This is a genomic window from Candidatus Bathyarchaeia archaeon (assembly GCA_041447175.1).
In the GTDB taxonomy this organism is placed as follows: Archaea; Thermoproteota; Bathyarchaeia; order Bathyarchaeales; family Bathycorpusculaceae; genus JADGNF01.
Map to the genome: position 1 here is coordinate 1590029 of CP166960.1, position 17996 is coordinate 1608024.

Consider the following 17996-nt stretch of genomic DNA (forward strand, 5'->3'; position numbering starts at 1 on the left):
CCATCAAAACGTGCACTTCGTATGCGTGTGTTGTTTAGGGGATTTTTTTCAGTGCCAAATCCAGTTCTGTCTGTGCTTTGCGGTATCGGGTGATGAGTTCTTTGCCGTAGGGGGTGATTTCTGAGAATCCGCCGCCTTTGGCGCCTCCGCGGGTTCGGTTCACTAAAAGTTGTCCGAGGCGTTTTTCGGCGAGCGTGATTCTGTGCAGGGCGTAGCGGTAGGACATTTTTAGGTTTTGGGCTGACAGGAGCATGGAGTGGGTTTTGTCGATTTCTTCGAGCAACTCTGCCAGTCCGTCCCCGAAAACTGATTCCCCTTCCTCGTTAATCATCCAAAGCTTAATGGCGTACTTCAAATCGCGCATGGAAAACACTTCCCTGATGCATCACTTAGGTGGGAAAAGCAATTAAGGCTACCGCAAAAACGTGAAACGCAGCCTGCAGTATCTGGTTTTGATTTGAACCAGAAAAATCGGGGTTTAAAGGGGTTTTTGTTTGCTTGGGGGTGGTTGTGGCTTTTGTGTTTGTTTTGTTTTGGGGTTTTGCGTCGTGTTTGTTGGGCTTGGGGAAGGTTTTTATAAGTTAATTGTATGTATTGTATATACACGTAAATATTGTATAGTTGTTGAGAGGCTGCCAAAATGTCCAAACTCCAAACCCAAACCACCCAAATAATAACCAAAACCCACAAAATCCTCACCAAAACCCAACTCGCACCCCAAATCAAGCAAATAACCGTCACCGCCCCCGACATAGCCCAAAAAGCCAAAGCCGGACAATTCGTCATCCTCCGCGTACACGAAAACAGCGAACGCATCCCCCTCACCCTCGTCACATGGGACCCCGACCAAGGCACCATCACCCTCATTTTCCAAGAAGTCGGCTTCTCCACCATAGAGTTAGGCAAACTTGAAGTCGGCTCCGAAATCCTCAACATCGCAGGACCCCTTGGAAAACCCAGTGAAATCAAGAACTACGGCAAAGTCGCCGTGGTCTGTGGAGGCGTCGGCACAGCTGCAGCGTACCCCATCGCCAAAGCCCTCAAAGAAGTTGGCAACACGGTAATCTCCATCATTGGCGCCCGCAACCAAGAGTTGTTGGTTTTGGAAAACGAAATGCGTCAAGTCTCCGACGAGTTTTACATATCTACTGACGACGGCTCCAAAGGACAAAAAGGCTACGTCAGCGACGTTCTAAAAACCCTAATCGACAAAAACTACGGGTTTGACTCAGTCTACGCGATTGGGCCCCCTATCATGATGAAAGTCACCTCCGACGTAACCTTGCCCTACAAAATCAAAACCATCGTCAGTCTTAACCCCATCATGGTCGACGGGATGGGCATGTGCGGAGCTTGCCGCGTGGCGGTAGCAGACCAAATCCGCTTCGCCTGTGTAGACGGACCCGAATTCGACGCCCACCAAGTCAACTTCAAGGAGCTCATGCAGCGCCTCAAAGGCTACGTGGACCAAGAAAAATCCGCCAACCAACCACACCACGGAGGGCAATGCACTTGCCACCAGCACTAACGGAGGAAAACAAAATGCAAAACCGTCTCCAAGCTGTTCCAATGCCCAGCCAAGAACCCAAAGAACGCATCCGCAACTTTACAGAAGTCGCTCAAGGCTACAGCGAACAAGACGCCTTAGCCGAAGCCAGCCGCTGCTTAACCTGCCCCAACCCCCAGTGTGTGAAAGGCTGCCCTGTAAGCGTTGACATACCTGCGTTCATCAAATTCGTCAAGGAACAGAAATACGACCAAGCCATCAGCAAAATAAAAGAGAAAAACAGCCTGCCCGCCATATGCGGCAGAGTCTGCCCCCAAGAGCTCCAATGCCAAAAGCAGTGCGTGCTGGGCAAGAAGGGCGAGTCCGTTTCGATTGGGCGACTGGAACGTTTCGTTGCAGACTATGAACTTAAAAATAGCCGTGCTGCCCCCAAATTGCCTGCGTCAAACGGCAGAAAGGTTGCTGTGGTTGGTGCAGGTCCCGCCGGCTTAACTGTTGCAGCGGACTTGGCTAAGCTGGGCTACAAGGTGGTGGTTTACGAGGCGCTTCACGTTGCAGGCGGCGTGCTGGTTTACGGCATCCCCGAATTCAGGTTACCCAAAAAGATTGTCCAAGACGAAGTCAACTACATCAAAAGCTTAGGCGTAGAACTACGCACCGACGCCCTCATCGGCAGACTCTTCACCATCGAAGAATTGTTCAAGCAGGGCTTTGACGCTGTCTTCATCGGCACAGGTGCAGGGCTTCCCCGATTTATGGGCATACCCGGCGAAAACCTTGGCGGCATCTACAGCGCCAACGAGTTCCTCATCCGCGTTAATTTGATGAAATCCTACAAGTTCCCCGAATTCAAAACCCCAATCCGCATAGGCAAAAACGTGGTCGTCATCGGCGGCGGAAACGTAGCTTTGGACTCCGCCCGATGTGCCCTGCGGCTTGGAGCCGAACACGTCTGCATTGCTTACCGCCGTTCCCGTGAAGAGATGCCTGCCCGACTGGAGGAAATTGCTCACGCTGAAGAAGAAGGTATCGTCTGCAAGTTCTTGGCTTCTCCGACGCGGTTTTTGGGTGACGAGAAGGGCAACGTGAAGGGCATGGAGTTTATGACTATGGCTCTTGGGGAACCTGATGCTTCAGGCAGACGAGCCGCAGCTCCCATGCCTGGCTCTGAAGCAGTCATGGATGTTGACACGGTGATTGTCGCCATAGGGCGAACGCCAAACCCCATTATCCAGAGCACGACCGCGGGTCTTCAAACCACCAGCAGAGGCATAATCATAGCAGACCCGAAAACTGGACAGACTAGTTTAGATGGGGTATACGCGGGGGGCGATATCGCAACTGGCGAAGCCACCGTTATCAGCGCCATGGGTTCAGGCAAAACCGCCGCTCAAAGCATCCACAACTACTTGCAAAAAAAGCTGCAGCCCAGCATTGCCGACTCAGGCTTGGACAAAATCTTTAACCCCCAAAGCGTTGCAATCATCGGAGCCAGTGACGAAAAAGAATCCGTAGGACACGCCATCATCCAAAACTTTGTCAAATCAGGCTACGAAGGCAAAGTTTACTTTGTTAACATGCGCAAACCCGAAATTTTGGGGGTTAAAGCTTTTCCCTCAATCAGCCAAGTTCCCGAAGCCGTTGACCTTGCCATCATCGCTACACCCGCCAAAACGGTTCTTAACGTTCTGGAACAGTGTGGACAGGCAGGCGTAAAAGGCGTCATCATCGTCTCCGCAGGCTTCAAAGAAACGGGCAGTGAAGGCAAAGCTTTAGAGGAGAAGCTGTTCCAAGTCGCAAAACAGTACGGCATCAGAATCATTGGACCCAACTGCATCGGCGTAATTCACCCAAACGCCAAACTCAACGCCACCTTCATTGACAAAATGCCCAAACCCGGCAACATCGCGTTCATTTCCCAAAGCGGCGCATTAGGCTCCGCCATTCTGGGCAGGGCAATTGACAAACACATCGGGTTCAGCAAATTCGTTTCAGTTGGCTCCATGCTTGATGTAGACTTTGGCGACCTCATCAACTACTTCGGCGCAGACCCCCAAACCAAAAGCATACTGCTCTACATCGAAGGCATAACCGACGCCCGCAAATTCATGAGCGCCGCCAGCCGCATAACCAAAACCAAACCCGTAATAGTTGTTAAAGCGGGGAAATTCAGCGAAACCGCCCAAGCCGTTGCTTCTCATACGGGCTCGCTTTCTGGCGAGAACCACATCTACGACGCCGCCTTCAAACGTGCGGGGGTGGTGCGTGTGGAGGAAATTGAGGACCTGTTTAATGTGGCGGAGATGCTGAGTTCGCAGCCGTTGCCTAAAGGACCCAACCTGGCGGTGATTACTAACGCTGGGGGTCCGGGTGTTATGGCTACGGATGAGTTGATTGCACAAGGCGGAAAAATCGCCCAGTTAAACCCAGAAACAATCAAGCGGCTGAACATGGTTTTGCCGCCTTTCTGGAGCCACGGAAACCCCATTGATGTTTTGGGGGACGCCAAAGCTTCAAGATACAACGCGGCTCTTGGCGCGTGTTTGGCTGACGAAAACGTTGACGGAGTGTTGGTGATTTTTACGCAGCAAATTATTTCACAACCTTTTGAAATTGCTCAGTCAATTGTTAAGTTAGTCAAACATGCCGAAAGCAAACCTGTTTTTGTTAGCTTTATGGGTGACCGAATGCTACAAGACGCCAAAACCTTGCTTAACGCAAATGGCATCCCCACGTATCCGACGCCTGAGAACGCCGTTAAAACCTACATGAACCTGTACCGTTGCCAACGCAGCATCAACCAAACCGACGAGAAACCCCAAGCCAACCTGCAGCCTGAACAAGCCAAAGAATCAATTAACGGCATTTTCGCCAAGGTTGCCAGCGAGAACCGGGAAGTTCTGACCGAGTATGAAGCCAAGAAGGTTTTGAAGTGCTACAGTTTTCCAGTTTTGGAAACTTGGGTTGCAACCACCCCCGAGGTTGCGGCGGATCTTGCTGGGCAGATTGGTTTTCCCGTTGCGTTGAAGGTTTTGTCTCCGCAAATCACCCATAAGTCAGATGCAGGCGGCGTTGTCTTAGACTTAAAGTCCGCTTCGGAGGTGAAGCAAGCCTTTGAAAAAATTCTGGCAAACGCCAAAGCATATAACCTCGACGCGAAGCTGCTGGGGGTTACTGTGCAGCCTATGGCCAAGACCAAAGGGTGTGAGCTTATCATAGGCGGAAAAACCGACCCCCTCTTTGGACCCACCATTCTTTTTGGCATGGGCGGGGTAGGCGTGGAACTCTACAAAGACTACGCCATTGGGCTTCCACCTTTAAACAGGAACCTGATTCGGAAAATGCTTGAAGAAACCAAAGTCTACTGCCTCTTGAAAGGTTACCGCAATGTGCCCCCGTCCAATCTGAAACTGCTTGAAGAGACATTGCTGCTTTTCTCCCAGTTGCTGGCAGATTTTCCGCAAATCAAAGAAATTGACATGAACCCGCTGCTGCTCAACGAGAAAGAACTGGTGATTCTTGACGCCCGAATCCTAATTGACAAACACTTCACCTCCAAAAACTTCAAACCCTTTCAGCACATGGCAATCAGCCCTCAACTCAGAGATAACTAAAAGCCAACAAAAGTAGTTACAGCTAGGCGTTAAAGCCAGCTGTTTTCTTTTTAGTCTGTTTTTAGGGTTCTATTTTGTAGGAGCGGTTGATGGCGATTTCTGCGATGTTTATGGCGCAGTGAGAGATTCTTTTGATGTTGTCTCGTATGGAGCAGATGGCGCAAACTAACTCGGCGTTTTTCTGTTTTCCTGTGAAGGCTCGGGAGGCGATTTCTACGTCTATGCTGTCGATTATTTTTTTGTGTTTGAGTATGTCTACGGCGTAGGGGACATCTTTTGTGAAGAAGGCACCCACCGCTTTGCCGTACAACTCAACCACTTCCACACCTGCCACCACAACAAGTTCCAGCACATCGTCTGGAATTTTGAGTTGGTAGCCGTCGAGCATGATTATGTGGCGGGCGATGTCAGCTGCGTAGTCGGCAGCGTGTTCCATACGGTAAACCAGCATCTGATGATCCATGCAATCCAAGGCGTCAATGTGCAGCTCGTTTGCCAAAACGGGGTCTTGGGCGGCGTTTCGCAGAATCCTGATGATAAAGAAGGCAAACTGGTCCACATCATCGTCGAGGGAAAACACTGACTTCGCCAAAGTCACGTCGTTATCACATACTGCCCTGATGGCGTCTTCGCACATGGAACGTGAAATCAGGTGCATCCTTTGAATCGCTTGGTCTAGGGAGGCTTGGGATTCGTCGGTTAAGCTTTGGATGTAGACGCTTTTGGAGTCAGATTCCATGACGCGCATGTAGAGCCTGCCGGTCATGTTGCGGACTGCCTTTATTTGGGGTACGGTGAAGACTTTTTCGGAAAGGAGTTTTATGCCTGAGTACCCGTTCAGGAAGGCGCCTAAGATTTTTTGGGTGATGAGAGTTTCGTCGTCGTCTTTGCCGATGTCTATGGTTATTTCTTGGGGTTCGTTTTTGTTTTGGTTGCTGGGGTAAACAATTAGGGCACGGTCGCGCTGGATGGCGTAGGAAACGGAGTCACCTTTCTTTAGTCTGTTCATTTCCATCCAGTCTTTTGGCAAGGAGATGACCATGGATGATTTGCCCAGAGACATGATTTTGCGTTCCAAGCTTGTATCCTCACTATATCTACTGTGAGAGGTTAATACAAACTATTCTAATATATACCGTTAGTCCCTGCCCAAAACAGTTCATATCCCTTCAATTTTCCCAAATGATAGCCCAGCACCACAGGCAGTAGGTGAGTTACGTTTCGGGTAGCCTCTACCCCTCTATAGGTTCTGCATAGATATGCTATTTGGATGCTAATAGACGGCAAAAACTTGTATCGTGCATCACTTCAGTGAGGTTAGACTTCAATCTGTGTCAGTTCTAGCTTGTTGAAGAGGCAAACCTCAACTGTGTCACCTTTCTCCTTGTTGGTGTGGGGCGGAATTAGGGTGTACCCGTTGGATTTGACGATTGTTGTTAGGGCGCTTGAGCCTCCTGCTGTAGGCGTTGCCACCAGTTTTCCGTCTGCCCGCTTTAGGTGAACGAGCAGGAAGCGGAATTGAGGACCATTATGCACCTCTTCACCCAAGACGGCGGGAACCCTCGGAACACTTGAATCCGCAGCCAAACCCAAGTAGGCAGCTATTAGCGGAGCCATGAACAGGTAGAAGCCACCGATGCAGCTGCCGATGTGCCCAGGCAACATCACCACAGGCTTACCGTTGACGACGCCAAAACCTGCGAGGGCTCCTGGACGCAGCGACACCCCCTGCAAGACGACGCCGGGGTTGCCCAGTGCGTTGATGGCGTCGGGCACAAAGTCTTTCACGCCCACGCTGGAGCCGCCGATGGTTGCCACAATATCTGCGGATTGGAGGGCTTGGCGGATTTTCTCCGTGACTTTGTCAAGAGCGTCAGGCATGATACCCATCAGCTTAGGTTCGCCGCCTAACTCTGAAACCAACCCCGCCACGACCAAGGCGTAATTGTTGGCGAAAATGGAGGGCTCGTTTTCGCGTTGTTTAAGCAGCTCATCGCCGCCCGAAATGACCGCGACGACCGGTTTCTTGAAAACGTCCACGCGGGTTAGCCTGTTGGAGGCAAGCAGCCCGGCGTCTTGGGAACGCAGAACCTGACCCTTCTTGAGAAGAAGGTCGCCTTTTTTCATGTCGTCACCCATCGGAATGAGCCCTTCGCCCTGCTTAATTTCCCTGACCACTTCCACGGTGTCGTCGCGGAGGCGGGTTTCTTCGACCTTCACCGAAGCAGAGGCGCCTTTGGGGATGGGTGCGCCGCAGGCAACGTAAACTGCTTCGCCGGGCTTAAGTTGCAGGGTGGTGGGGTGGTCTGGGGGAAACAGTTTACCCACGATTTTGAATGTTGCAGGCTTAGCTGGAGAAGCGGCTTTTGTTTCTTGGGGATTAAGGGCGTAGCCGTCGATGAAGGTTTTGTCGTAATCGGGAAGGCTCAAAACTGAAAACACATCCGTCGCCAAGACGCGCCCAAGACACTGTTCCAGCGGGATGCTTTCGGTGCATGCTACGTTTCTGGGGATGCTTGTAAGCAACTTTTCCACAGCTTCGGTGGGGTTTGCCCGTTTGGGTAATCTGCGTATGTCAGGTCGATTCATGAAGTCACCGTAACTGTAACTATGTATGTGAAAGGGGGTTTAGAAGAGTATCTTTTCGGGCGCGGAGTAGATGTTCATGCGTTTGCCCCGCACAAACCCCACCAGCCCCATGTTTGCCCTCTTCGCTGACACCACCCCCGACGAAAGCACCGCAGCCATCGAAGCCACAAGAGGAATGCCGACTTTGGCGGCTTTATAAATCATGTCTCCGGGCACGCGTCCCGTGATGGTCATGAAGCACTCGCCCAAATCCACATGGTCCAACACGGCGGTGCCGATGACTTTGTCCACGGTGTTGTGTCTGCCCACATCCTCCGAAAACGCAACCAAGGACCCGTCGGTTCGGTAAATCGCCGAGTCATGCAGCCCGCCGGTTTGTTGGAAACCTTTGGCGCGTTTGTTCATGTCGTTGATGCAGTCAATGATGACTTGGGCTTTGACTTTGAAGTGGGAGTTGACTTTGGGGATGGTTTCTCTGCGTTCGTAGGGTGAGGTGCTGGCTTTTATGAGGGGAATTACGCGCCAGTGCACCCTTGAGTGCTTCATGCGTTCCTCCACATCTACATCGGAGTTGAGGGTTATGCGGCAGGTGTAGGCGGCTTCGTCGACGGTTATCTGGGCGATTTCGTCTGCCGAACGCAAAACGTCCTCCGCCAGCAGGTACCCCACTGCCAACTCTTTGAATTGCAGGGGAGAGCACCAAATCACAAACGAGTAGGTGGTGTTCACAGAAATCTGCAGGGGCACTTCATCCGCCACGTAATCAGGTAATTGTTCCGCTTTGCCCGCGGCGAGGTCAAGTTTGAGGATGTCTACTTGACGCATACCTTTCAGCACCTACCCTACCATGCCGGTACTGGAATATAAAGAACAAGAAGCAAAAGACGCAAAGTTATGGGCGGTAGCCGCTTAACGTGCCCAACGCCAAGGTTGCGGCAGTTATGTCAGCGGTGGTGCCAGGGTTGTAGTTGTTGCCACATTCCCGAAGCTTGCGGTCAAAGAGCAAAATACTTTCCCTGCCTTTGGGAGTGTCTAAGCCGCCTAACTCGAGGACGTTTTTGGCGTCTTTGGAGACATCAAGGGTTTTTTCTAAGCCGACTTTTCGGGAGATGAAGGTGTCGGGGCGTTCGGAGAGCACTTTGAGGAAGGTGTGGGTGATGGCAGTGTTAAGGCACTTCTTTTTCTCGTACAACTGCTCCATCAGGTAAGGATAAGCCAATTCGAAAGCTATGGGAAAGTTGTTGACCCACTCATAGCAGATGTCATCGTAGCCAGCGCCAATCTTAAAGACTTGGTAAAGCGAAACGTCCTCCTCGACAAGGCGAGTTTTGGAGTTGGCGTCGTTTACGTCTAGGTCAGGGGCGTCGTTTAAGCCACTGGGGCTGGCGATGGCGATTGCATCGTAGAGGTTCACGGCGTCCTGTGCCGTGGTGGATTCGACAGCAAGTTTCATGTTTGCCCGAAGCTGCTTGAGGTCAAATTCGCCCTTCTCGCCTATTTGGGTCATGCCAGCCGCGACTGCCAAGGGGATAAAAAGCATCACAGTGCCCAGCAGGGTGTTGCCGCCGTGTTGCCATGCGTCTATGTCGGCGACGCAGTCGCGCATAAGTTCACCCATACCCGCTTGGTTGACTTGTAGTTGCCCGTTTTGGATGGCTATGCCTCGTTTGGCGGCTTCCTCAAATGAAGCGGACGCGGCCACGGCTGAAGCCAAGAAGTGTTCTACGCGGGTGCCTTCAAAGCCGACCACGAAGTTTACGTTGCCGGGTTTGTTGGCGCTGACTTCGAAGAGGATAGCCATTTCTAGGCATCGGGAGATGTGTTTTGCCTTGTTGAATTGGGCCATGAGTGCGCACCGTGGGTTATTGAGGCGCAAAAAAGGTTTATTAACGTTATGTAAAAAGGTACAAACACTTGAAGAACACTACAACCCCACTTCAGAAGGCAAATTTATGCGTGCACGTGAAGGCGACCTCATCCAAACAGCCAACAACGTCATATTCGACGTAAAAGGTTTAGTTCACCCCCCAAACAAAATCTTGGCGTTTCCCCGATACATCCCCAGCCCCACAGGCAACCGCACCAGCAGCCAAGGCAACCTGTACGGCAAAGTCTACAACCTCGCCGAACGCTACCAATACCTAAAACAGAAAACGCCGCACCTGCTCGTGTTTGACCCCGTTTTCGGCGAAAATCTATGCGAAGTCTCAACCACCGAAATCACCAAACACTACAACCCCATCGAAGCCCTTGAAAAGCTGCGCCAAGCCAGCAAGCTGCAGCCACTGGAGCAGAAAGCTGTGGCGTTGGCGGAGGAGTTGCAGGAGGCAGCAGGGATTCCGTGGAGCAGCATAGGCATCTCAGGCTCAGTTATGGCGGGACTGTTCACGCTGCAAAGCGACATCGACCCCCTCGTGTACGGCACAGAAAACAGCCGCAAAGCCTACGAAGCCATGGAGAGGCTGCAAAAAACGCAGACATCACATTTCAAGGCATACACGCGCTCAGAGTTGCAGGCGCTCTTCGAGTTCCGTTCGAAAGACACCAAGATGAGTTTTGAGGACTTCGAACGCGTCGAAACCCGCAAATTCTTCCAAGGCATGTACGATGGAACCGACTATTTTGTGCGGTTCGTCAAAGACTGGCAGGAAGTAGATGAACAGTATGGTGATGTGTGCTACGAAAACTCTGGCTACGCCAAGGTCTCTGCCTTGGTGGTGGATGACTCCGAAGCATTGTTCACACCCTGCAGCTACAAGCTGGAAAAAGTGAAAATTTTAGAAGGTCCCCAACTGGAGCCCCTCACGGAAGTGGCGTCATTTCGCGGCAGATTCTGCATGCAAGCCAAACCCGGCGAAGCAGTTGTGGCGCAAGGCAAAGTGGAACGGGTCACCGACAAACGCAGCGGCAACAGCCACTACCGCGTCATAATCGGCAACCAACCCGCCGACTACCTCACCCTGTCACACGCGTAGGTCAGCAACTTTGAGCACTTGCTCATAGTAACGTGGACAGTAAGTCAGGGTTACCTGATAAAAGCTGCCGTTTTCCGATTGAACCTCTTCAAGGCTGCCCTGCACGATTATGGTTTCGTCTTTGTGGGCTTGCAGGCGGAACTCCTCCATGTAGGAAACCACACGCACAGCCTCCAAAGCCTTCTTTGAACCAGATAAAACGTTTAGGGGTTCAATGCCGTAAACCGACGGAATATACGGAGCATCAGCATCTTCGGTCACGCGGGCTTTCAGGTTAACCCAGCCTTTGCGCACAATCTTGGTTTTAGAGTTGTATTCACTGTTGATTTCCTCCCAGCTCTTTACGGGCTCAAACTCGGCTTTTATGGTTCGCCCACTTTGGCGGTCGTCATATAAACCGTAGATGAGTTTGCGTTTCTGGTGCCACAAGAACTCTCTGACGCTAAGATTCTTGAACCGCCATTTCTTACCATCCATCGCGGCGGAAGTTGAAAACTCGTTACGGAAACCCGAAAGCCCATCACTGTAAAGGTCGCCGAGGACTTCGCGCACTTTAGCGATTTCTTTGCCGCCATAAACCAGCAAATCAATGTCCGAATAGTCAGGATGATGGAACCCATGCAGCATGGACCCAAAAACGCCAAAATCCTTGATGGTTAACCCCGAACATTTGAGTGAAATTTCCAACACACGCTGAGTAGCCGCCACAAGGTCATCAGGAGAACCCTCAGCCGCCAACACCTGCAGCCGCCGCTGCGGCATCCTTGCCTCCGCGATGTCACCTTTCTTTATACCCACAACCTTAACGCCCAACATCTTGTGGTCCAAGGTGTATTGGGGGTAGTTTTTGAAGACGAATTTCCAGCCTTCATCATCGTAGAATTTGTAGAAGACTTTCCCGCTGGTTCCACCGTTACGAAGCGCCCGCTTATCCTTGGAGTGAAAAATGTCGGCAGAAGCGTATTCGGCGTCGCATATGTAGGCGCCACGGGGGTGACTGTAGCCGAAAACGCGGAAAATCAAGCCTTCCTTGGTGAGGACGCCGTCGCGGTCACGCAGTTTCTTTATAGCGGCCATATTTGTTCTTCCTCAGACGTTGCTGTTCCAACCACAACCTGATACGTCGCCTCGCCTGTTTTAACAGACTCCACCTTTTCCAGCATCCCAGAAACTTTCACCTTATCACCAGTTCGGGCAACATTACGGTAACAGCCAATGTTGCTTAGGATGCAGCCGGGAACTTGGTCAAGAGGAAGCTGGGATTTCTCGTCCGCAGGCTCATAATCTTTAAGCCGGTATATCGCGGGGCGGTAAATTGCCTCCGTGTCATCACTAATCACACACTGAAACTTTACAGGCGTGGTAGGTATGAAGCGGTATTCACCATACTTCTCATACACTTCTTCAGGAAGCTTCCCAGCCGTAAACATCCAAATTTTATCCTTGTACTTGCCTTTGAATTTGCGGGCGCGGTCCAGCTTGTTGCCAAAAATATAACGCATAGTCCCAGCGTTCACCAGACGCTCAATGGTTTCTTCAACCACACGAAAGTTTCCAGTGCCGTAAACAACAAAGTCGATGTCGCTTTCTTCACTGTGCATGTTTAGCGCAATGGAGCCGTGCATGCCAAAGTGACTAAGACGAACACCAGACTCCTTGCTGAGCATGGTTATAAGCTCCACAGCTAAAGCTTGCATGCTATCGGGGCTGGGCAAAGCAAGGATGGTTTGCAAGCAGTCGCGGGGAACAAAAACTTCGGCGATACGTCGGATTGGGGCGCTGATGAGTTCCTTGTTGCGGAAGGGACATAAGTAGAGGTAGTCGGGAAAGTTTTTCCGGAAGGTTTCAATGAAGGATTGATAGTTTTTGGCGGTGTAGAGTTTTTCGGCGCGGAAAAGTTTCTTGCCGCCAAACTGCCACGTCCGCTCAAGCATTTCCACGTGGAAGAGCTCTTGGTACTCGGCGGGGATATATTTAAGGAACGCGAACACGCGTCCGCCGGGATGCTCGTAGCCAAGCGTGTTGAATATGAAGCCTTCATGGGTTACGAAAGTGTCTCCGTCTCGGGGGATCCAATTTTCTGTGGAAGCCGTTTTGATGCACCGCGTTAAGAAGACAAAATGAGGATTAAAAAAGCTATTGCAAACACATTCCGACAAAAATTATCGACACACAATTAGGAAAAGAAAGCGCACTTCAAAAGAAAGCCCAAAGATTGGAACATCAACTACCTATCTGGTCTAAGGGCAGCCTAAAATAGGGAAGAGAAGGCAGCATCTTATACTGTTGCGGTTTTGTTCATCTTTATCTGCAAGGCAATTACCGCTGCACTAACCCCGACCACTACCGTTGCGCTCAAAAGAATAAACAGCCAGTTATGAGCCAGGAAGCTGCTTAACAGGTCGTTTCGATAGAAGCAAATCCCATAACCGCCTACTCCAAGCCCAGCCAAAAAAAGAGCCACCTTCAAAACGTCTAGCAGACGAATGTGGAAGGTTTCTGCCCTGAATCTTCGGTCCAGTCCGCCTGCAGCAAAAAGCAGCACAACTGAACCAAAACCAAGCAGGCAACCACGCCAGTTTCGGGTAAAGAAAGCAGCCAACCGTTCAGCGTTGGATGCATCGGGCAAGAATACCCACAGAAGAATCAGGATATGGAGCCTACTAGAAAGCCTGTGTCGAGTAGCTGCCCGTTTAAGGCTGGACCCCAAGTTCTGCGCCAGGGCACGGGTTTGTCGCCAGCTACCTGAAGGTCGGGGTCAGCGGTTTCCAGTAGCCCACGGGAGCGGGGAGGTAGGGTAGAGCCATTCGCAGCCTCGGTCTTTCACCGTTGTAAGAGATTCTTGGAAAGAATGCAGGAACATGCCCAAGGAAACGAAGGGGTTGACCAAGAAGACGGCGATTATGACAAAGAAATTGTGGAACAGGGAGCGATGAAGCTGTTCATCGCGATACTGCTTGATTTTCATGAACAGCATTCTCTGTCTAAATCAGGCAGAAGCGCCCCAAGGGCAACCAGAAGGGCAGGTCCGGGTTGACCAAACAGCAGAAAACCGAGGGCTAAAGAGAAAAAAAGATGCGTGTAGGTAAATTCACGAGTTTGTCCCCAACCGATATATCACCAGAAAATGAATTTCTAATTTTCGGTTAGGCTACCGCCCCTGAACGTTAATTGCCAGAAAAGCCATAAATCTTAAATTGCTAAAACAAAAAGAGTAGTTAGAGTGCAATCCATGAACGCAGAGTTATATCCCTATGTACTTTTTCTTCCAGGCGAAGAGAAAAACAAGGTTCTCAGCGCCATATTCGGCTCCAAAGCCGCAGTTGACCTCCTCAAATTCGCCTTAGAGCAAGGCGTAGCCAAAAGCATCTACCAAAAAGACCTCGTCAAAAAACTCAACTTCTCCAACAAAACCATAATCGAAAACCTCAAAACCCTCACCAAACTCGGCGTTCTAAACGAAGCCATGGAAAAAAACGAAAAAGAAGGTCGAATCATCTGGGTCAAAGCTTACCAACTCACCGACCTAGGCAAATGGTTCGCGCTCCTCATGGCTGACGAAGAACAAATCAGCGAACGAGAGAAAGCCGAAATTATGCAGAACCTGTTCCGCATCTACGTAAAGATGGTCAAAGGCTTAGCGGAAGAGCTTCACATCGACAAACGCATGTTTGAAGACATATTCAGGGAAGAAATGCAATCTTGAAAGTTGTCTCCATCATTGGCACCAAAAAATCAGGCAAAACCACAACCACCGAAAACCTCATCTCGGAACTCTCCAAACTCGGCTACAAAGTGGCAGCCATAAAACACGTCCCCGAAAGAGACTTCACCCTCGACACGCCCGGAAAAGACACTTACCGCTTTGCCCAGCACGGAGCCAAAACCATTGTTGCGTTCTCCGCTAAAGAACTCACCACCATCGAAAAAATCCCCGCTGAAGAGGTTTCCTTTGAGAAACTTTTAGAGAAATGCGCAGGCAACGACATTGTGCTGGTTGAAGGCTTAAAACAGGTTATGGCAAAAAACCCCGCAATCCCCAAAATCTCTGTAGTTAAAACCAAAGAGGAAGCTCTATACGCCAAAGAAGCCTACACGCCCATCCTTGCCTTCAGTGGACCATTTAACACCAAAGAACTGGAGCCCAAAACCACCTACATCAATGCACTAACAAATCCGGACAAACTAGCCGCATTCATAGAAGAGCAAGTGCTCAAAAAATAAAAAATAGTGCTGTTGTTGGTGTGTGGGGTTTGGAGGCTTTTGAAGGGAGAAAGGGAAGCGTGCAAAAAGTGTGAGACGCCCCCAAACCTGTCCACCCAACTAGTTGCCGTGTGCCTCTTTTCTCCATATTTCTAAAGTGCTTTGAAAGCTTCAAACCAACGGGTATACAACGCCAGCATATCCATGGAAACACTGGGTTTTCGCGCATCAAATATCTGTCTGAAATCATTCATGATTAAGGGTCTTGGCTTTGCGGCTTTGTCTAAGGCTTTGCCTGACTCGAAGAATTCTCCGATAAGGGAAAGCTGCGCTGACTGGCAAACGTCCCGTATGTCGCTGCCTGAGAAGCCCTCGCTAAGCCTTGCCAACTCATGCAGGTCTACATCTTTTTCAGTCTGAAGGTTCCCAGTGTAGAACTTGAGCATGTTTACACGTGTATTGTGGTCAGGCAACGGCACCAAAATACGCTTCTGGAACCGGCGAATAAACGCCCAATCCAAATCCCAAGGCTTGTTCGTGGCGCCGATGACGTAAACGTGCAGTTGCTTGCCTTTGTCCATGATGCCGTCCATTTCTTTGAGGAACTGGTTCTTAACACGGATTTCGCCGCCCACCTCATTAGAATGAGTGCCCATCAGGGAGTCTAACTCGTCCACGAACACGATGGCAGGTTTACCATCAAGGGAGCTTTTACGTGCAGAACCAAACAGCTTCGCGACATTCTGCTCTGCCTCGCCCAGCCACTTGCTCATAATGGACGCCGCATCAATGCTGTAAAAGTTTCCATCTATCTCTGTGGCAACTGCCGCAGCCAGCAACGTCTTACCGCAACCAGGAGGACCAAAAAGCAGAATTCCACGCGGCCAACCCAACGGAAACAGGTCAGGCCGCTGCACAGGGTAAACAATAGCTTCTTTAACGGCTTTCTTGGCGGGTTCTAAACCTACAACTTCGTCCCACGTAACATGGGGCTTCTCCGTAACTATGAGCTCTTCACCGTCGGGTTCGCCTGCAGGTGCAGCGCGTTCTACACCGTCTTCCTCGACTGTCTGCTCTTCCATCTCATGCCGCACACCCCGAACCGAAACAGCACCCTGCAGGGCTTTAATTCGTTCTTGGTATGCGATGGCTCGTTGCACATAGACTTTGTTTAAGCCGTATTCCGGATAAAGTTGGACAAGTTGAAGCAGGCTTTCGATGGCTTTCTGGTACAGAGTTATAGCTCGGCCTTTGTTGCCTTGCTTGTCCATTTTCACGGCTTCTAATGCGTAAGCTGTTGCTACTCTTTCAAGTTCTTGTGAAGCGCTCATGTTTTCCCCTCTAATCGACTTATTCTGGCGGTCTCAGTTCAATTTTTATACGTCCCTTGTTGCCTAAGCTTTCAAGGGCTTTCTCAATTTCCTTGTTTGAAGTGTTTAACTCACTGGAACAACGTGTAAGGTCTATTTCACCATTACTCTTACGAACGTACTCCAACAGCAAATCCTCAATTGAGGACTTATCAACGGTCAACGAGAACTCCTTGATTTCCTGTTTCCGATAGGAAAACGTGGTCTGAGGTGCACTCCGCGAGGAATCGACCTTCGACTTACGTCCAACCGCCTGCGAATTCGAAGCCGACAGAGCAACAAGCTCTCTCACGGGGGCTGCTTTGGGTGCAACAGTGGCTTTCGGCTCCGTTGCAGGCGGTTCAGGCAGAGTATCGGCGAGTTTCTGCTCCAAGAAGTTTGAAACTTCTTTGAGGATTTCTTCGCCGCCCTCTGTTTTGTTTCCGACTGGAATCACAGCGTCTGCATCAGAAGTAACTTTGGTGGCGTAAAGCGTCTCGCTGATGGTGGTTTGGACTGTGTTAAGCTCTGCGGACACGTCGGGTAACACTTGGAAAAGCTCCTGCGATACATTCTGCAACAGCTTCAACGCAGGCTTAAGGTCCACAACGATTTCGCTGAGTTCCTTGATGGTTTCAAGTCTAAGCACAACGCGTTCTATAGCTAACTGAACATTGTATAGAAACTTGAGTAGCTTACGGACTTCAGCGAGTTCATTAGCGCAAACCGACGCGCGTTCTTTGTTATTCTTTTTCAACGCGCTCATGCAGGTTTCGAAAAGCACTTTATCGCGTTCTTTAAGGCGGTAGCTAGCCTGCTCCAGCTTGTTTTGCTGAACTCGAAGCGTGTAAATTGATTTAGTTGCTAGTTCTTTGACGGGAGGAGGAGCGTGGCGGGCTAAAACTTTAATTTTTGTTCCCTCCGCACCCTGCTATCTTTCCCATCTACTCTTCCGGCTATATTCCAGCCTTTCCGACTTCTTTGACGTAAACTACAACGGGGGGTTCTGGGAGCTCTGGCGCTTCAGGCTCTGGAGCTGCTACCGGGCGAGGTGATTCTTGAGCGGGTTCATTGTAAACTGGGGGTTTCTGTTCAGGCAATGGTTTTTGTTCGGGCAACTTGGGTTCAGCAACAACTGGGGATTCCCCGATGAGCATGTTGGAAAGCTTGGTCTTAATTGATTCCAAGTCAGCTTTTTCGGCGGCAGTACGTTTCAGGGTTTCCTGAAGCATACTAAAGCCGTTGCGGTATGCTTCGTCGTTGATTTTCCCGATTTCGTGCTCTAACTCCAAGTGTAAAACACCGTAGCTTAAAGCTTGAATTTCATCTTCACATCGGTTAATTCCCTGAGCGGCTTCGTCCAACAGCAGCTGAGCGTCTTTGCGCAGCTGGCTTAGGACTGTAGAGAAGTTGCTGTGGAGCTCTGTGTATAGAACTTGGGCGATTTTTCGTTTTTCAGCCAAGTCCTTTAGGGCTTTGTCTTTGCGCCATATAAACGGAATCTGGTCGCAGAAGATTGCGGCTTTAGCCTTAATTTTTGAAATGAATATGACATCAGCGCCATTGAATATGAGGTACTCCATGGGCTGCTTTGTGAATCTGCCATCGCTTTGTTCGATAAATGCTGCTTCGAACTTTCCACTTGGCGTGGTGGCGAAAGAGATTATTCTCCCAACTAAACGGCCGTATTCGTCTTTCACTGGTTTACCAATTGAAAGAAAAAGATTGGATGGGGATGTTTGAGACATTTTTTATCCTC

The 17996-nt window shown here is 50.3% G+C and carries 17 protein-coding genes; 6 read left to right on the plus strand and 11 right to left on the minus strand.

Annotated elements, in window-relative coordinates:
* Window positions 1-34: 34 nt before the first annotated feature.
* On the minus strand, window positions 35-364 hold the full coding sequence (locus ACBZ72_08255; protein XES76168.1) for a winged helix-turn-helix domain-containing protein: 330 nt from the start codon (window positions 362-364) through the stop codon (window positions 35-37).
* 276 nt (window positions 365-640) lie between these two features.
* On the opposite strand from ACBZ72_08255, the gene ACBZ72_08260 reads away from it, so the two are divergent.
* Together ACBZ72_08260 and gltA are read left to right on the plus strand one after the other, a co-directional pair.
* Window positions 641-1528, plus strand: coding sequence for a sulfide/dihydroorotate dehydrogenase-like FAD/NAD-binding protein (locus ACBZ72_08260; GenBank protein ID XES76169.1), 888 nt, complete (start codon window positions 641-643; stop codon window positions 1526-1528).
* Between the two features lie 14 nt (window positions 1529-1542).
* Entirely contained in the window at window positions 1543-5121 is a 3579-nt protein-coding gene (gene gltA / locus ACBZ72_08265; protein XES76170.1) for an NADPH-dependent glutamate synthase, read from the plus strand.
* Between the two features lie 61 nt (window positions 5122-5182).
* Here gltA and ACBZ72_08270 read toward each other — a convergent pair whose 3' ends face one another.
* The 4 genes from ACBZ72_08270 to ACBZ72_08285 form a co-directional block, all read right to left on the minus strand.
* Entirely contained in the window at window positions 5183-6199 is a 1017-nt protein-coding gene (locus tag ACBZ72_08270; protein XES76171.1) for a PhoU domain-containing protein, read from the minus strand.
* Window positions 6200-6438: 239 nt separating this feature from the next.
* On the minus strand, window positions 6439-7710 hold the full coding sequence (locus tag ACBZ72_08275) for a molybdopterin molybdotransferase MoeA (protein ID XES76172.1): 1272 nt from the start codon (window positions 7708-7710) through the stop codon (window positions 6439-6441).
* Window positions 7711-7749: 39 nt separating this feature from the next.
* Window positions 7750-8535, minus strand: coding sequence for a formate dehydrogenase accessory sulfurtransferase FdhD (gene fdhD, locus ACBZ72_08280; protein ID XES76173.1), 786 nt, complete (start codon window positions 8533-8535; stop codon window positions 7750-7752).
* 67 nt (window positions 8536-8602) lie between these two features.
* Window positions 8603-9556, minus strand: coding sequence for a triphosphoribosyl-dephospho-CoA synthase (locus tag ACBZ72_08285; GenBank protein XES76174.1), 954 nt, complete (start codon window positions 9554-9556; stop codon window positions 8603-8605).
* Between the two features lie 106 nt (window positions 9557-9662).
* Between ACBZ72_08285 and ACBZ72_08290 the strand changes: the two genes are divergently transcribed.
* Window positions 9663-10685, plus strand: a complete 1023-nt coding sequence (locus tag ACBZ72_08290) for a hypothetical protein (protein XES76175.1) — start codon at window positions 9663-9665, stop codon at window positions 10683-10685.
* Here the strand turns inward: ACBZ72_08290 and ACBZ72_08295 are convergent.
* The 3 genes from ACBZ72_08295 to ACBZ72_08305 all read right to left on the minus strand — a co-directional run bounded on the left by ACBZ72_08295 (window position 10674) and on the right by ACBZ72_08305 (window position 13314).
* On the minus strand, window positions 10674-11762 hold the full coding sequence (locus ACBZ72_08295) for a nucleotidyltransferase domain-containing protein (GenBank protein ID XES76176.1): 1089 nt from the start codon (window positions 11760-11762) through the stop codon (window positions 10674-10676). The two genes, ACBZ72_08290 and ACBZ72_08295, sit on opposite strands and share 12 nt — an antisense overlap.
* Window positions 11750-12844 carry a hypothetical protein gene (locus ACBZ72_08300; protein XES76177.1) on the minus strand — a complete coding sequence of 365 codons (1095 nt, stop codon included), beginning with the start codon at window positions 12842-12844 and terminating at the stop codon, window positions 11750-11752. The genes ACBZ72_08295 and ACBZ72_08300 overlap by 13 nt, the downstream gene beginning before the upstream one ends.
* Window positions 12845-12963: 119 nt before the next feature.
* Window positions 12964-13314 carry a hypothetical protein gene (locus ACBZ72_08305; GenBank protein XES76178.1) on the minus strand — a complete coding sequence of 117 codons (351 nt, stop codon included), beginning with the start codon at window positions 13312-13314 and terminating at the stop codon, window positions 12964-12966.
* Between the two features lie 222 nt (window positions 13315-13536).
* Between ACBZ72_08305 and ACBZ72_08310 the strand changes: the two genes are divergently transcribed.
* The 3 genes from ACBZ72_08310 to mobB all read left to right on the plus strand — a co-directional run bounded on the left by ACBZ72_08310 (window position 13537) and on the right by mobB (window position 14909).
* Entirely contained in the window at window positions 13537-13722 is a 186-nt protein-coding gene (locus ACBZ72_08310; protein XES76179.1) for a hypothetical protein, read from the plus strand.
* A 195-nt stretch (window positions 13723-13917) separates the two neighbouring features.
* Window positions 13918-14391, plus strand: coding sequence for a hypothetical protein (locus ACBZ72_08315; protein ID XES76180.1), 474 nt, complete (start codon window positions 13918-13920; stop codon window positions 14389-14391).
* Window positions 14388-14909 carry a molybdopterin-guanine dinucleotide biosynthesis protein B gene (mobB, locus tag ACBZ72_08320; protein ID XES76181.1) on the plus strand — a complete coding sequence of 174 codons (522 nt, stop codon included), beginning with the start codon at window positions 14388-14390 and terminating at the stop codon, window positions 14907-14909. The genes ACBZ72_08315 and mobB overlap by 4 nt, the downstream gene beginning before the upstream one ends.
* Window positions 14910-15040: 131 nt before the next feature.
* Here the strand turns inward: mobB and ACBZ72_08325 are convergent, their stop codons facing one another.
* The 3 genes from ACBZ72_08325 to ACBZ72_08335 are packed head-to-tail and all read right to left on the minus strand — an operon-like array spanning window position 15041 to window position 17985.
* Window positions 15041-16219 (minus strand): AAA family ATPase, encoded by a 1179-nt coding sequence (locus ACBZ72_08325; GenBank protein XES76182.1) that lies wholly within the window; start codon window positions 16217-16219, stop codon window positions 15041-15043.
* A gap of 19 nt (window positions 16220-16238) precedes the next feature.
* On the minus strand, window positions 16239-17147 hold the full coding sequence (locus ACBZ72_08330) for a Snf7 family protein (protein XES78670.1): 909 nt from the start codon (window positions 17145-17147) through the stop codon (window positions 16239-16241).
* A gap of 46 nt (window positions 17148-17193) precedes the next feature.
* Entirely contained in the window at window positions 17194-17985 is a 792-nt protein-coding gene (locus ACBZ72_08335; protein XES76183.1) for a CdvA-like protein, read from the minus strand.
* Window positions 17986-17996 lie beyond the last annotated feature (11 nt).

What these genes read in the sequence shown, in the direction of transcription:
- ACBZ72_08255 (XES76168.1), bottom strand. Translation starts at nt 364, where the DNA reads ATGCGCGATTTGAAGTACGCCATTAAGCTTTGGATGATTAACGAGGAA.
- ACBZ72_08260 (XES76169.1), top strand. Translation starts at nt 641, where the DNA reads ATGTCCAAACTCCAAACCCAAACCACCCAAATAATAACCAAAACCCAC.
- gltA (XES76170.1), top strand. Translation starts at nt 1,543, where the DNA reads ATGCAAAACCGTCTCCAAGCTGTTCCAATGCCCAGCCAAGAACCCAAA.
- ACBZ72_08275 (XES76172.1), bottom strand. Translation starts at nt 7,710, where the DNA reads ATGAATCGACCTGACATACGCAGATTACCCAAACGGGCAAACCCCACC.
- fdhD (XES76173.1), bottom strand. Translation starts at nt 8,535, where the DNA reads ATGCGTCAAGTAGACATCCTCAAACTTGACCTCGCCGCGGGCAAAGCG.
- ACBZ72_08285 (XES76174.1), bottom strand. Translation starts at nt 9,556, where the DNA reads ATGGCCCAATTCAACAAGGCAAAACACATCTCCCGATGCCTAGAAATG.
- ACBZ72_08290 (XES76175.1), top strand. Translation starts at nt 9,663, where the DNA reads ATGCGTGCACGTGAAGGCGACCTCATCCAAACAGCCAACAACGTCATA.
- ACBZ72_08295 (XES76176.1), bottom strand. Translation starts at nt 11,762, where the DNA reads ATGGCCGCTATAAAGAAACTGCGTGACCGCGACGGCGTCCTCACCAAG.
- ACBZ72_08310 (XES76179.1), top strand. Translation starts at nt 13,537, where the DNA reads ATGCAGGAACATGCCCAAGGAAACGAAGGGGTTGACCAAGAAGACGGC.
- ACBZ72_08315 (XES76180.1), top strand. Translation starts at nt 13,918, where the DNA reads ATGAACGCAGAGTTATATCCCTATGTACTTTTTCTTCCAGGCGAAGAG.
- ACBZ72_08325 (XES76182.1), bottom strand. Translation starts at nt 16,219, where the DNA reads ATGAGCGCTTCACAAGAACTTGAAAGAGTAGCAACAGCTTACGCATTA.
- ACBZ72_08335 (XES76183.1), bottom strand. Translation starts at nt 17,985, where the DNA reads ATGTCTCAAACATCCCCATCCAATCTTTTTCTTTCAATTGGTAAACCA.